Here is a 13981-nt window from a genome sequence, read left to right on the forward strand (position 1 = left end):
ACGGGTGCGGGCGTGACGGGCTTCTTGGTCTTTTGAGTGGGCATGCAACAACCTCAGGACATCAAAACGGACAAGTGGACGATCGGCGCCGCAAACTCCCGGCGCGGGTGACAGAGCTCAGGCCGATTCGGGCCTGAGCTCAAAGGCAAGGGGGTGGGCGAACATTTGGGATGCAGTCCTTGCGGTGAAGTGGCCGGTTGTGCGCTGTGTGGCATCGGTCGGCCGGGTCCGGAGGTGCTGCTGTCGCTCTTGCCTGGGCTAACCGTACATTATAGCGCCCATGGGGCATTTCAAGACCCTGGCGGTGCGATCGACGCCGGTTGGCGGCGATCAGTCCGGCTGGCGCACGGTGGAGAGGATGCGGCGGCGCTCGTGCAGCGCGCGCAGCCGGTCCAGCGCGGCCGGATCGGTGCTCGCCTGGGCCACGGCTTCTTTTTCCAGCCGGGCGATGCGATCGATCAGCAACAGGTTCATCAGGCCACGCAATTCGCGCAGGGCCTCGCCCGGTTCGCCCCCGGCCGTGCCGGCAAACCCCGCGCCCAGATAGTCGCCCATGAGCTCCTGTGCCTTGGCCTCGAAATCCCGCCCGGCCAACTGGTCGCGCAGCTGTCCCCAGGGCAGGGCGCCCTGGTCATGGAACTGGTGATCGAGCCAGACAAAAAGCGTGCCGTGAGGGGGCGGGAGTTCGCACAGCATCGAGTGATCCTCAGCGGTCAGAGCATCCCACAGGTCCATGCGCGACAGCAACAGCCGCGCCGCATGATCGGCGCGGCTGGCGGGTCGCAGGCGAGCGCCCAGGTTTGACCTTGGGGCGTTACTCTTGAATGACTTTGGCCAATCCCCAGCGTCAGCTGGTCCTTGGTAGCTATCATTTTGATATTTCTTGCCGGGCCTCACGGCGCCGGGTGCGCGCGCCGGCTTGTCACTCCAGACGTCCGACAGTTCGCGCGCGTGCAGCTGCACCTGCTCGGCGATGTCGCCGAGCAACTGGCGCTTCAGGGCCCCCTCGGGCAGCGCATTCCACAGGGGCTTGGCGTTACTCGCCAGGTGGGCCCGGCCTTCGGCTGTGGCAAGGTCGCAGCCTTCACTGGCGGCCTCGATCAGGAAGCGCGACAACGGAACGGCCTCGCTGACGCAACGGGCAAAGGCGTCGTTGCCGAACTCGCGGATGAAGCTGTCGGGGTCGTGCTCGGCGGGCAGGAACAGGAACTTCACGGTGCGCACGTCGGTGGCGTGGGGCAGTGCGCCGTCCAGGGCCTTTCGCGCCGCGCGCCGACCGGCGGCGTCGCCGTCGAAGCTGAACACCACGCTGTCGGTGAAGCGGAACAGCTTTTGCACATGCTCGGGCGTGCAGGCCGTGCCCAGCGTGGCCACCGCGTTGGGGAATCCCAGCTGCGCCAGCGCCACCACATCCATGTAGCCCTCGGTCACCAGCACGTAGCCGGCTTCGCGCAGCGCCTGGCGTGCCTCGTACAGGCCGTAGAGTTCGCGGCCCTTGTGGAAGACCGGGGTTTCGGGCGAATTCAGGTATTTGGGCTTCTCGTCGCCCAGCACGCGTCCGCCAAAGCCGATGCACTCGCCCTTGACGTTGCGGATCGGGAACATGATGCGGTCGCGGAAGCGGTCGTAACGGCGGGCTTCGCTTCCGTCCTCGGTGGCGACGATGACCAGCCCACTTTCCAGCAGCAGGGGGTCGTCGTAAGCCGGGAACACGCTGGCCAGCCCGTGCCAGCCATCTGGTGCATAGCCCAGGCCGAACCGGCGTGCGATCTCGCCGGAGAGGCCGCGGCCCTTGAGGTAGGCGACCGCGCGCGGCGAGCCCTTGAGCTGTTTGCGCCAGGCCTCGCCGGCCTTCTCCAGCACATCGGTCAGCGTGGCCTGCTTCTGGCGCTCGGCGGCGGCGCGCTCGCGCTCCTGTGGCGAGCGTTCTTCCTCGGGCACCTGCAGGCCGATCTGGCCGGCCAGCTCCTTCACCGCCTCGACGAAATTCATGCCGGCATGGTCCATCAGAAAGCTGATCGCGTTGCCGTTCTTTCCGCAGCCGAAGCAGTGATAGAACTGCTTGGTCGGGCTGACGCTGAAGCTGGGCGACTTCTCGCCATGAAACGGGCACAGCCCCATGAAATTGGCGCCGCCCTTCTTGAGCTGCACGTAGCGGCCGACCACTTCGACCACGTCGACGCGCGAGAGCAGTTCGGTGATGAAAGACTGGGGAATGGCCACAAGGCTATTCTGACCGATCGTGCGCAGGCGGGCCGGCGGCGCTTTTGGTTAAATCGGGGTCGCCATTCCTCGACCGGAGCCCCGACATGACCAGCATCTACGAACAGGACCTCGCCCGCAACGAGGCCAATTTCGCGCCGATCTCGCCCTTGGGCTTCATCGAGCGCACGGCCGAGGTCTACCCCGATCGCCTGGCCATCGTGCACGGCGCATTGCGCCAGAACTGGGGCCAGACCTATGCGCGGGCACGCCGCCTGGCCAGCGCGCTGCAGCGCGCTGGCATCGGCAAGAACGACACCGTGGCGGTGATGCTGCCCAACACGCCGCCCATGGTGGAGGCGCATTTCGGCGTGCCGATGTCCGGCGCCGTGCTCAACACCCTCAATACCCGACTGGACCCGGAGGCGATTGCTTTCATGCTGGACCACGGCGAGGCCAAGGCGGTGATTGTCGACCCCGAATTCGCCCCGACGATGAAGAAGGCGCTCGCGCTGCGCCAGTCCACATCGTCGGTGCTCGTCATCGATGTGGAGGACGGTTTGTTCACCGGCGATGCCTCGCCCATCGGCAGCACCACCTACGAAGCTTTCCTGGCCGGTGGCGACGCCGCTTTCGCCTGGAAGCTGCCGGCCGACGAGTGGGACGCCATCTGCCTGAACTACACCAGCGGCACCACCGGCAACCCCAAGGGCGTGGTCTACCACCATCGCGGCGCGGCGATCAATGCGATCTCCAACGTGCTGGAGTGGGACATGCCCAAGCACGCGGTCTACCTGTGGACGCTGCCGATGTTCCACTGCAATGGCTGGTGCTTCCCGTGGACGGTGGCGGCCCGCGCGGGCGTCAACGTGTGCCTTCGCCGCGTCGAGGCGCAGGCTATCTTCGATGCGATCCGCCAGCACGGCGTCACGCACTACTGCGGCGCGCCGATCGTGCACGGCCTGCTGGTCAATGCGCCAGCGGCGATGAAAGCCGGCATCCCTGCCGGGGTCAAGGCCATGGTGGCGGGCGCCGCGCCTCCGGCCTCGATGATCGAGGGCATGGAAGCCATGGGCTTCGACCTGACGCATGTCTACGGCCTGACCGAGGTCTACGGTCCGGCGACGGTCTGCGCCAAGCACGAAGCCTGGGATCAGCTTGATATTGGCGAGCGCGCGCGCCTCAACGCCCGCCAGGGCGTGCGCTACCACCTGCAGCGAGACGTGCGCGTGCTGAACCCCGAGACGATGCAGCCGGTGCCGCAGGACGGCGAGACCATGGGCGAGATCATGTTCAAGGGCAACATCACCATGAAGGGTTACCTGAAGAATCCCGACGCGACGCAAGAGGCCTTCGCCGGTGGCTGGTTCCACAGCGGCGACCTGGCGGTGCAATACCCCGACGGCTACTTCAAGATCAAGGACCGCAGCAAGGACATCATCATCTCCGGCGGCGAGAACATCTCGTCCATCGAGGTGGAAGACGTGCTCTACCGCCACCCCGACGTGCTGGCCGCCGCCGTGGTGGCGCGGCCTGACCCGAAGTGGGGCGAGACGCCTTGCGCCTTCGTGGAGCTCAAGCTCGGCGCACAGACCACGCCCGAGGAGATCGTGGCGCATTGCAAGAAGCACCTGGCGGGCTTCAAGGTGCCGCGCTTCGTGGTGTTCGGCGAGCTGCCCAAGACGAGCACCGGCAAGATCCAGAAATTCGAGCTGCGCAAGCGCGCTGGCTCCGCCCAGGCGATCGATGTCTGAGGCCGGGAGCGGGCAGAATCGCTCCTGACTCCATAGCAGGAAACGACCATCCTACGCTGGGAAGGTCGGGTTTTCTCTTGAATAGCGCGGAAAAATGGGCCCGGCGAAGCTTCAGTCGCCCATCACCACGCCTTCGCGCCGCGGGTCGGCCCCGCCGAGCAGCACGGGCTGCCCGTTCACCGTGCCGCGCATGATGGCCTGCAGGCCGCTGGTCATGTTCTGCTCGCGCACCTCGGCACCGCGCGTGCGCAGCACGTCCACCGTCGGGGTCGGGAAGCGCTTTTCTTCCAGCAGGCTGGGTCCGTTGAGGGAGCCGAAGTTCGGCAGGTCGATCGCCCGCTGCGGGTTCAGTCCCCAGTTGAGCGTCCCGTACAAGGTCTTGGCCACGTAGTGGATGATCACCGCGCCGCCCGGGCTGCCGCCGCTCAGGAGGAACTGGCCGCTGGCCTTGTCGAACACCAGCGTCGGCGCCATGGAGGAGCGTGGCCGTTTGCCGGGCTGCACCCGGTTGGCCACCGGCTTGCCGTCTGCGTCGGTGGGTGCGAAGCTGAAATCGGTCAGTTCGTTGTTCAGCAGGAAGCCCTTCACCATCTGGCGCGCGCCGAAGACGTCCTCGATGGTGGTGGTCATGGCCAGGGCATTGCCCTGCGCGTCCACGATGCTGATATGGCTGGTGCCGTATTCGGGTTGGGGCGCCATCGGGGCGTAGCTGGTCTTGACGGCACCGGGGTTGCCGGGCTGGGCGACCTTCATCGACGGCGCGCCGGGCGCCTGGCCGATCAGCTTCGCGCGGCCGGCGAGATAGGCGGGGTCGAGCAGGCTCATCCAGTTGCCGGCGGGCGGCTGCACGAAGTCAGGATCGCCCAGGTACAGCGCGCGGTCGGCGAAGGCCAGGCGGGCCGCTTCGGTGTACAGGTAGAGCCAGTCGGCCGACGGGGCGGGGCCAGCGGGTGTTGGCACACCGGCCTGCAGCGGCAGCGACGCCGCCTGGGTGTTCGACAGGATGCCGAGGATCTGCCCCACGGCGATCGCGCCGGAACTCGGGGGCGGGAAGCCGCAGATACGGTAGTCACGGCCGGTGGCCGAGTAGTCGTGGCAGATCGGCGTGCGCTTGCGGGGCTGGTAGCCGGCGAGGTCGGACAGGCTCAGCTTGCCCGGGTTGGTCGGGTGTTTCCGCACCTTGTCCACGATGGCCTGGGCCACCTCGCCTTCAAGCAGGGCGCGCGAGCCATTGGCAGCGATGGCCCTCAGCACGGCCGCGAGTTCCGGGTTCTTCAGCACATGGCCGACCGGCCAGGGCTTGCCGTCCGGATCGTAGAAATAGGCGGCCGCCACAGGGTCTTTGGCGAGGTATTTCTCGCTCGCCAGCAAGGTGTTCAGTCGCGCGCTGACCTTGAAGCCGCCATCGGCCAGCGTGATCGCCGGCTTGAACAGCTCCGCCCAGGCCAGCTTGCCGTGCTGCCGATGCGCCATCTCCAGCATGCGCACCGTGCCCGGCACGCCCACGGACCGGCCGCCGACCACGCCATCGTAGAACGGCATCGGTTTGCCGTCGGCGCCGAGGAACAGCTTTTCATCGGCGGCCGCAGGGGCCGTTTCCCGGCCGTCGAAGGCCTCGACCTCGCGCCCGTTGTAGTGCAGCAGGAAGGCGCCGCCGCCGATGCCACTGGACTGCGGCTCCACCAAGGTCAGCACCATCTGCACGGCAATGGCGGCATCCACCGCCGAGCCGCCGGCCTTGAGCACCTGGAAGCCCGCGTCCGTGGCCAGCGGGTTGGCGGCAGCGACCGCGAACTTCGCGTTCGTCCAGCCGGGCTTTTCGGTATAGCCGGACGAGCCCTCGGGCTGAATCGGGACGGTGTAGCTGAGTCCAGGGGCGCTGGCGCAGCCGGCCAGCAGCGCGGCCAGGGCGATTGCGCTCAGCGCGGGAAAGAATAATCTGGGCATGGCGTCTCCAGGGTGTGGAGCGCCATCGTAATCGCCCGGCACAAGCGCTGCCAAGGCCGCAGAGCCGTCCCGCGAAGTGCGTCCGGAGCCCGGCCGCAGGCTCCAGACGTTACTTCAGGAAAAAAAGACCCTCGCCCAGCGTCGAATGGTCATGGTTAGCTATGACAACGATAGCGTCCCCAAGCCTGCTCGAAGCGATCAGCGCGGCGCCAGGCGGATCGCGCCGTCCAGGCGGATCACTTCGCCGTTGAGCATGTCGTTCTCGATGATGTGTTTGGCCAGCTTGGCGTAGTCCTCGGGGGTGCCCAGGCGGCTGGGGAAGGGGACGCTGGCGGCCAGGGAGTCCTGCACTTCCTTGGGCATGCCGAACATCATGGGGGTGCCGAAGATGCCGGGCGCAATCGTCATGTTGCGGATGCCGTTGCGCGCCAGGTCGCGCGCGATCGGCAGCGTCATGCCGACGATGCCGCCCTTGGATGCGCTGTACGCGGCCTGGCCGATCTGGCCGTCATAGGCTGCGACCGAGGCGGTGGAGATCATCACGCCGCGCTCGCCAGTGGCTTCGGGCGCGTTCTTGCACATGGCGTCAGCCGCCAACCGGATCATGTTGAAGCTGCCCACCAGGTTGACCATGATGGTCTTGGTATAGACCGCCAGGCTGTGCGCCCCGTTCTTGCCCACGGTCTTCTCGGCCGGCGCGATGCCGGCACAGTTGACCAGGCCCATGAGCTTGCCCAGGGATACCGCCTTGGCCACCACGGCCTGGCCATCGGCTTCATTGCTGACGTCGCACTTCAGGAACGCGCCGCCGATCGCCTTGGCGACAGCCTCACCCTTTTCCACCTGCATGTCGGCAATCACCACGGTGGCCCCGTTGGCCGCCAGCATGCGCGCCGTGCCTTCACCCAGGCCCGAAGCGCCGCCGGTGACGATGAAAACCTTGCCTTGAATGTCCATGGATATCTCCTGATGCGTTGACGTTGACGTAAACGTCAATTATCGATGATAAAAAACCCGGCCGGGCAGGGCGCCGGGCCGGGCTTTGGGCGGCGATGCTTAGGCCGCCCCTATTTGAATCCCACCCGGTCGAGCATCTGCTGCACCTTGATCTGGTTCATGCCGACCGCGCTGACCGGGATGGTCTCGCTCTTGAAGGTGCCGCCGCTCATGGCTTTGAGTGCGGCGTTCTCCACCGTCACGCCTTTGGCGGTCGGCCATTCATTGTTGCCATTGGCGAAGTAGTTCTGCGCCTCGGGGCTGGCCAGGTATTCCAGGAACTTGACCGCGTTGGCCGGGTTCTTGGCATGGCGCGCCATGGCGCCACCGGCGATGTTGATGTGCGTTCCCCAGCTGGCCTGGTTCGGAAACACCACGCCGACCTTTTCGGCGACGGCCCGTTCCTCGGGGTTCGACGAACGCATCATGCGGGCCAGATAGTAGGTGTTGGTCACGCCGATGCCGCATTCCCCGGAGGCCACGCCCTTGATCTGGTCGGTGTCGCCGCCTTTGGGCGGGCGGGCCATGTTGTTCACCAGTCCTTGCAGCCAGGCTTCGGTCTTGGCCGGGCCGAGATGCTCGACCATGGCGCCGAAGAGGCTCAGGTTGTAGGGATGGGAGCCGGAGCGGATGCACAGCTTGCCCTTGTTGACCGGATCGGCGAGTTTTTCGTAAGTGTCCACGTCTTCGCGCTTGACCTTGACCTTGTCGTAGACGATGACACGGGCGCGGGTGGAAAAGCCAAACCAGGCGACGCCGCCGTCGGCAGCACGCTTGGCGCTGAACTGGGCCGGGATCGCTGCATCGAGCACCTTGGACTTGACCGGCTGGAACAGGCCGTCGATCTCGCCCTTCCACAGGCGCGACGCGTCCACCAGCAGGATCACGTCGGCCGGCGAGGCCGTGCCCTCGGCCTTCAGACGCGCCAGAATTCCGGCATCATCGGCGTCCACCCGGTTGATCTTGATGCCGGTGGCCTTGGTGAAGTTGGTATACAAAGCCTCGTCCGTGCTGTAGTGCCGGGCCGAATACAGGTTCAGGACCTGTTCCTGGGCCGATGCGCCGGCGCTGGCCAGCACGACCGCGGTGGCGACGAAAACGAACTTCTTGAACATGCAGGATTTCCTTGGGTGATAGAGAAAAATGGGCGGGAATGCAGCGATGATAAATCAAACGCGAATCATTCTCAATAGTATTTGGTCGAATGGCGGGATCTTGAGCCGATGCTTGATCTGGATCCCATCGGTCGCTCTGGGCCTCGTTTTGGCGGGTTGCGCCGGGTCGCCGCCGCGAACGCCCGAGCCCCCGCCGGCGCCGGTGCCCTTGGTGCAGAAGAAGCCGCCACGGCTGGGTCTGGCTCTGGGCGGGGGCGCGGCGCGCGGCTTTGCCCACGTGGGCGTGATCCAGGTGCTGGAGGAGGCGGGTATAAGGCCCGATCTGGTGGTGGGAACGTCCGCGGGCAGCCTGGTCGCGGCGTTCTATGCCAGCGGCAAGAACGGCGTGCAGTTGCAGCAGATGGCCGAGACCATGGACGAGGCCACCTTCACCGACTGGACCTTGCCCATCTTCAGCCGCGGCATGCTGCGTGGCGAGGCGCTGGCGCGCTATGTGGGCGGCCAGGTCGGCGGACGTCCGATCCAGGACATGGCCTTGCCCCTGGGCATCGTCGCCACCGACCTGCAGAGCGGTCAGGGCGTGCTGTTTCGCCAAGGCGATACCGGCACCGCGGTGCGTGCGTCAAGCGCGGTGCCCTCGGTATTCCAGCCGGTGCGGATTTCGGGCCGTGATTATGTGGACGGAGGCTTGGTCGCGCCGGTCCCGGTGCGCTACGCGCGTGAGATGGGGGCCGAACTGGTGCTGGCGGTCGACATCTCCAGCCCGCCGGAAGGCAACGCGGCCGACGGCTCCCTGCAGATCCTGCTGCAGACTTTTGCCATCATGGGCAAGACCATCAACAGCTTTGAATTGCGCGATGCCGACGTGGTGTTGCGCCCGGTGCTCAATGGCATCGGCAGCGCGGACTTCGGTGCGCGCAGGCGTTCGATTGCCGCCGGGCGGCTGGCGATGCAGCAGGCGTTGCCGCAGCTACGGAAATTGCTGGCGGCACACGCTCTGTAGCTCGCGTTTCATCGCGTGACGGCGGCCACGGTCGCCTCCTTCAGCGCACGCCAGGCGACGAACTCTCGGGCGCCCGCTGACGACGCAGCGCGGTCGGTGTCTGGCCAAACCAGCGCCTGCAACTGCGGGTCAACGCGGCTTGTTCGGAATAGCCCAGCAGCTGTGCCAGTTGGGCTACGCTGGGTGCGGTGGGTTGCGCGATCAATTCGAGGAAGCGGTCGCGCCGGACCTCGTCAACGATGTCGTTGAACACCTGACCCTCGGCAAGAAGGCGCCGCTGCAAGGTCTTGGGATGAACGGCCAGGGCATTGGCGATGTCGCGCTGGGAAACGTCCCCGGTGTCAAGAAACCGTCGCGCGAGCAGGCGAACCTGTTCGGAGACCAGCTTGTCGGGTGCACCGAAATGCTCCTCGATGTAGCTGAGCGCCATCTGTTGCAGCAAGGGGTTTCGGTCCGGCAGGGGCAGGGAAAGGTCTTTTGCGGCCATGCGGACCGCGGCGACCGGCGCATCGAACCGGCAGGCGCAGCCGAGAACCTCGGCATAGCTCTGCAACGGCCCCATGCGTCGATGCGGCAGCATTGCCAGCAAGGGCTGGGCCTGCCCCTGGGTGACCAGTTTCACAAGTTGCACCATGTAGCCCAGCGAGTGCTCGATGGTCTGCGGTCGAAGCCGGACCTGGGGCACGTCGATATCGATGGTCAGATCCACCAGGGCGCCATTCGCCTTCACGGGAACGATCGAAAAGAGATAGTTCGGGCTGAGCACGAAGAGATGCCGGGCTCCGGTCAGCAGGGCCTCCTCCAGCGTGGCGGCATGTCGCATCAGGATCAGGAGCGGGCCCGCGCTGCCGGCGCCCTGACGCTGGGCCAGGCGCAGGCCGAAATCCGGACAGCTGCCCGCAAGCGCTGTGTGCTCCAGCAGCCGGATGAAGCCGATGAACGGGATGAAGGTGTCCGGATTCTGCAGGGTATCGACGGGAAGGCCGAACCGCATCAGTTCCATGACCGGGTCCACGCCGATCGAGCGCGTCAGCGCCTCATAGGCGTCCAGGTTGGAGCTGCGCACGAGCGATGTCATGGTCTGTAAGTTTTGGTAAGGATTTTCCCTGATGTCCTCAAAGGTTAAATGATTGTCCGGTGGAGTCAAGGGTCATTTGCGCAAATCGCGGAGCATCACCGCACCCGCCTCATGGGATATGCCGGTGTCATGCCAACTCGCCATCGACGACCTGGAACAACGGCTGAGGCGAATGGCCATGGCGGCTCAATCACGACATTTATCTGGAGATTTCTCATGCGATTCAATCGGACCCTACCCTCGGCATTGCTCGCTGCAATGATTCTGGCTGCTTGCGGCGGTGGTGACACCGTCGTCTATGTGCCCACGGAACCGACCGCCCCGGTGGTGCAGGGCACCGTCGTCACGGCCGCCCAGATGAACGACACCGACCTGAACGCGATCTTTGCGGCCGCCAAGGAAGGCGATACCGTCACACTGCCGCCCGGCAAGTACAGCTTCAAGGGCCCGCTGCAGATCACCAACAAGAAGAAGATCACGGTTCTCGGCGCCGGCAATGGCACGGACCCGACGTCCAACACCATCCTGTCCTTTGCGAAGGCTCTGGCGCAGAACGGCATCGACGCCGCGGGTCTGGACACGGTCACGTTCAAGAAGTTCGCCATCGAAGACGCTTCGGGCAACGGTGTCTTCGTGAATCAGTCGAAGAACGTCGTCATGGACACGTTGCGCACGGAATGGATGATCAATCCTTTCGGCACGTCCAAAATGGTCTACGGCCTTTACCCGGTCAGCAGCGACAACGTCAAGATCGTCAACAGCAAGGCGGTCGGCACGCGCGACGCCGGTGTGTATGTCGGTCAGTCGACCAACATCCTGGTGGCGAAGAACACGGTGGTCAACAACGTGGCGGGGATCGAGATCGAGAACTCCTACAACGCCATCGTCGAAGACAACGATGTGTACGACAACACCGGCGGCATCCTGGTTTTTGCGCTGAAGGCACCCCCGCGTTTCAAGACCACCGAAAACGTCGTGGTGCGCAACAACCGGATCACCGACAACAACACGCCGCCCTTTGTCAACGCCAGCGGCCTGGTGCTGACCATTCCGCCGGGCACGGGCGTGATGGTGCTGGCTTCGCAGAACGTGGAGGTCTACAACAACACGATCACGAAGCACAAGACGACCGGCGTTCTGCTGATCTCCGCCTACGCGGCCGGGGAGGAAGACAACAGCGGCATCAAGGACAGCCAGGGCAAGGTGTACGACAACTTCGGCAAGGGCAACTATGTGCACAACAACACCATCAAGGACTTTGGCTACGCGCCGGGTGGCGCCTTTGCCAAGCCGGGCAGTGAAGGCGGGCTGAAAGATTTCACCGACGCATTCATGGCGGGCTACAAGAACTTCCCGGCTGTGATGTGGGACGGCGTCATGGATCCGAACCCGGCGGTGAGTGCCGGCGTCGATGTGTCGACCGGGTACCCGCTGGGCGGCAACTACACCGGCAACTACAAGGTCTGCTCCACGGCCAACGGCGTGACCCCGCCAGTCACCAGCGTCGGCGTGAGCTACCAGAATCTGGACCTGAATCTGTTCGGCCTGATGACCCAAACGTCGAGTTTTGCCTTCCCGAATCCCCCCCGACTGGAAAAGAGCGGGGCGAACGCCTGCACCATCACCCTGCCTCCGGTGACGGGCTACCCGTCCTGATGGCCTTCATCTGATATGTGTGCCGGGAGGGTCGATGACCGATCCCGGCAACGAACCGAAAGAAATCCCATGCTATTGATTCGAAATCTCAAACTGGGGCTCAGCACCGCGCTGTGCGCCCTCGTCCTGGCGGCCTGCGGTGGCGGCGGCGACGATGCGCCAGCGACGCCCGCCGCGCCCGCTGTTCCGGTCGTCTTCCCGGTTGCCGAAGCGCCTGCCAAGCTGTCGTCCTGGAATGCCGTTCGCAGCGATGGCAGCACGATGTCGCTCAATGCCGCAGTCGTTCCGTACGACCTGTCGTCGGCCTTGTTCACCGACTACGCGCTCAAGATGCGTGCTGTCTATGTGCCTGCTGGCAAGCAGATCACCTACACCACGACCGGAACGCTCGATTTCCCGGTGGGCACGGCGATCTACAAGACCTTCTATTACCCCAAGGCCACTGGAACCGACCCCAAACTGATTCCCGTGGGCAAGTCCACCACCCATCCGCAGGGCAGCACCATCGACCTGACGAAGCATCGTCTGATTGAAACCCGGATCATCGTGCGCGAGGCCAGCGGCAAGTGGACCGGCACGACCTACGTCTGGGATGCCGACCAGAAGGATGCTTCGCTGAACATCAGCGGCAAGTATGTCGAGATGGAGTTGATCTCGGCGACCGGCGCACCTGAGCCGTTCACCTATGTCGTGCCCAATCAGCAGACCTGCCAGAAATGCCATGCCACCGAGACGGGTGGCGGCGGTGAAGTCCTCCCGATCGGACCGAAGGTTCGCAACATGAACAAGGACTACGACTACGGCGGTGGCGTGAAGGCGAACCAGATCACCCACCTGAACGATCTGAAACTGCTGGCTGGATTCACGGGTCTGGCAGGCGCCCCCAGCAATGTCGACTGGACCGATGCCTCCAAGCCCATCGGTGACCGGGCCAAGGCCTACCTGGACGTGAATTGCGCGCACTGCCACAACGGCAAGGGCAACGCCTCCCAGTCGGGCCTGAAGCTGACCCATGAGGACATCGGTTCCGCGGCCACCAGCCTGTGGGGCGTGTGCAAGAAGCCCTTGGCCTACTCCAACACCGCCCCCGGCTATCGGTATGACGTCAATCCGGGCAGCCCGCAGACGTCGATCCTGTTGTTCCGCCTGAACACGACGCTCACCGGAGACATCATGCCGGTGGTGGGTCGCCAGACGATTCACACGGAAGCCACTTCGATGCTGGCCGACTGGATCCGGCAACTGACATCGGCGCCGTCGTCGCTGGTTGCCTGCCCCCCGTAAGCGGCCCTTCTCGCTTTCACTTGCAAGGGTTGCGCCAATGGCGCAGCCCTTTGTCTTTGGAGTGCCGATGTCGGCTCCGGGATGATCGAGGAAGACAAAAAAAAGGGCTGGTCTTGCGACCAGCCCTTAAGGGATCCCTGAACCCTGGAGGTTTCGAAAGGACCCGAGGAGACAACCTGCAATCAACCGGCGTTCAAAAGCCGGCCTTCAATGGTGCAAGTCTGGCCGATATAGGCCGGACTTTGTAGAGAGTCGGCTCCAGAAGAAACGGGGGCCAAGGCCCCCGTTTTCAGGAGGCCGGGTGGATCAGCGCTTCTTGGCGGCCGGCTTGGCGGCGGTCGTGGCGGTGGAAGCCACGGCGTTGAAGTTGGCTTCAGCCATTTCAGTGGCCTGCTTGACCGCCTTCTGGACGGATTCGAACGCGTTGTTGGCAGCGGCCACGGCGCTCTTCATCACGGCGACAGCGGTCTCGGAGCCGGCGGGTGCGTTCTGCGCGGCGCCTTCGACCAACTGGGCGAACTGCTTCTGCGCATCGGCGGCCTGGCCTTCGAAGGCCTTGCTGAATTCGGCGCTGGTGCCCGAGGCGATTTCATAAAGGTGACGGCTGTAGGCGGCGGCCTTTTCAGCGAGCGGCTGGAACAGGCTGGCCTGCAGGGCGAGCAGTTCCTGGGCGTCCTTGACGCTCAGGGCGGCTTGCGTCTGGGTGGCGGACTCGTTCAGGGCGGCCTTGGCGGCGCCGACGTTCAGTTCGACGAGCTTCTCGACGCCTTCGAAGGCTTTGTTGGTCAGGCCGAACAGGGTTTCGACGTTGGCTTTGTGGGAGGCCAGGATTTGTTCAGGGGTCAGCATGGGTCAATCTCCAGGAGTTAAGTGAATCCGAACTGCGCTGAAACCTGGATCGCTCCGTGAATGGTGCAGTGCAGCATGGATCGGATTTTAGGGCGGG

General features: G+C 64.8%; 10 protein-coding genes. 4 read left to right on the forward strand and 6 right to left on the reverse strand.

Annotated features, from left to right (window positions below; genetic code table 11):
* Positions 1–330: 330 nt before the first annotated feature.
* Positions 331–2223 (reverse strand): DNA primase, encoded by a 1893-nt coding sequence (gene dnaG, locus ACMUOY_RS15850; protein ID WP_324516078.1) that lies wholly within the window; start codon positions 2221–2223, stop codon positions 331–333.
* Between the two features lie 86 nt (positions 2224–2309).
* On the opposite strand from dnaG, the gene ACMUOY_RS15855 reads away from it, so the two are divergent.
* Positions 2310–3956, forward strand: a complete 1647-nt coding sequence (locus tag ACMUOY_RS15855; RefSeq protein WP_413893706.1) for an acyl-CoA synthetase — start codon at positions 2310–2312, stop codon at positions 3954–3956.
* Positions 3957–4067: 111 nt separating this feature from the next.
* Here ACMUOY_RS15855 and ACMUOY_RS15860 read toward each other — a convergent pair whose 3' ends face one another.
* From ACMUOY_RS15860 to ACMUOY_RS15870, 3 genes are all read right to left on the reverse strand, one after another.
* The gene (locus ACMUOY_RS15860) at positions 4068–5903 is read right to left on the reverse strand and encodes a gamma-glutamyltransferase family protein (protein ID WP_413893707.1); all 1836 of its coding nucleotides are present in this window, start codon (positions 5901–5903) and stop codon (positions 4068–4070) included.
* A gap of 198 nt (positions 5904–6101) precedes the next feature.
* Positions 6102–6860, reverse strand: a complete 759-nt coding sequence (locus tag ACMUOY_RS15865) for a 3-hydroxyacyl-CoA dehydrogenase (protein WP_413893708.1) — start codon at positions 6858–6860, stop codon at positions 6102–6104.
* Between the two features lie 110 nt (positions 6861–6970).
* Complete coding sequence (locus tag ACMUOY_RS15870; protein WP_413893709.1) at positions 6971–8014, reverse strand: extracellular solute-binding protein; 1044 nt, start codon at positions 8012–8014, stop codon at positions 6971–6973.
* A 121-nt stretch (positions 8015–8135) separates the two neighbouring features.
* Here ACMUOY_RS15870 and ACMUOY_RS15875 point away from each other — a divergent pair, with 121 nt between their 5' ends.
* Complete coding sequence (locus tag ACMUOY_RS15875; RefSeq protein WP_413893738.1) at positions 8136–9017, forward strand: patatin-like phospholipase family protein; 882 nt, start codon at positions 8136–8138, stop codon at positions 9015–9017.
* A gap of 40 nt (positions 9018–9057) precedes the next feature.
* Here ACMUOY_RS15875 and ACMUOY_RS15880 read toward each other — a convergent pair whose 3' ends face one another.
* Complete coding sequence (locus tag ACMUOY_RS15880; RefSeq protein WP_413893710.1) at positions 9058–10095, reverse strand: AraC family transcriptional regulator; 1038 nt, start codon at positions 10093–10095, stop codon at positions 9058–9060.
* Positions 10096–10311: 216 nt separating this feature from the next.
* Here ACMUOY_RS15880 and ACMUOY_RS15885 point away from each other — a divergent pair, with 216 nt between their 5' ends.
* The gene (locus ACMUOY_RS15885) at positions 10312–11751 is read left to right on the forward strand and encodes a parallel beta-helix domain-containing protein (protein ID WP_413893711.1); all 1440 of its coding nucleotides are present in this window, start codon (positions 10312–10314) and stop codon (positions 11749–11751) included.
* 69 nt (positions 11752–11820) lie between these two features.
* A complete protein-coding gene (locus ACMUOY_RS15890; protein ID WP_413893712.1) occupies positions 11821–13035 on the forward strand; it encodes an SO2930 family diheme c-type cytochrome in 1215 nt (404 codons plus the stop codon).
* Between the two features lie 306 nt (positions 13036–13341).
* Here the strand turns inward: ACMUOY_RS15890 and phaP are convergent, their stop codons facing one another.
* Positions 13342–13884, reverse strand: a complete 543-nt coding sequence (gene phaP, locus ACMUOY_RS15895; RefSeq protein ID WP_413893713.1) for a TIGR01841 family phasin — start codon at positions 13882–13884, stop codon at positions 13342–13344.
* Positions 13885–13981 lie beyond the last annotated feature (97 nt).

The sequence above is a fragment of the Candidatus Skiveiella danica genome, assembly GCF_022705245.1.
GTDB lineage: Bacteria > Pseudomonadota > Gammaproteobacteria > Burkholderiales > Burkholderiaceae_C > Skiveiella > Skiveiella danica.

What these genes read in the sequence shown, in the direction of transcription:
- ACMUOY_RS15855 (WP_413893706.1), top strand. Translation starts at nt 2,310, where the DNA reads ATGACCAGCATCTACGAACAGGACCTCGCCCGCAACGAGGCCAATTTC.
- ACMUOY_RS15860 (WP_413893707.1), bottom strand. Translation starts at nt 5,903, where the DNA reads ATGCCCAGATTATTCTTTCCCGCGCTGAGCGCAATCGCCCTGGCCGCG.
- ACMUOY_RS15865 (WP_413893708.1), bottom strand. Translation starts at nt 6,860, where the DNA reads ATGGACATTCAAGGCAAGGTTTTCATCGTCACCGGCGGCGCTTCGGGC.
- ACMUOY_RS15870 (WP_413893709.1), bottom strand. Translation starts at nt 8,014, where the DNA reads ATGTTCAAGAAGTTCGTTTTCGTCGCCACCGCGGTCGTGCTGGCCAGC.
- ACMUOY_RS15880 (WP_413893710.1), bottom strand. Translation starts at nt 10,095, where the DNA reads ATGACATCGCTCGTGCGCAGCTCCAACCTGGACGCCTATGAGGCGCTG.
- ACMUOY_RS15885 (WP_413893711.1), top strand. Translation starts at nt 10,312, where the DNA reads ATGCGATTCAATCGGACCCTACCCTCGGCATTGCTCGCTGCAATGATT.
- ACMUOY_RS15890 (WP_413893712.1), top strand. Translation starts at nt 11,821, where the DNA reads ATGCTATTGATTCGAAATCTCAAACTGGGGCTCAGCACCGCGCTGTGC.
- phaP (WP_413893713.1), bottom strand. Translation starts at nt 13,884, where the DNA reads ATGCTGACCCCTGAACAAATCCTGGCCTCCCACAAAGCCAACGTCGAA.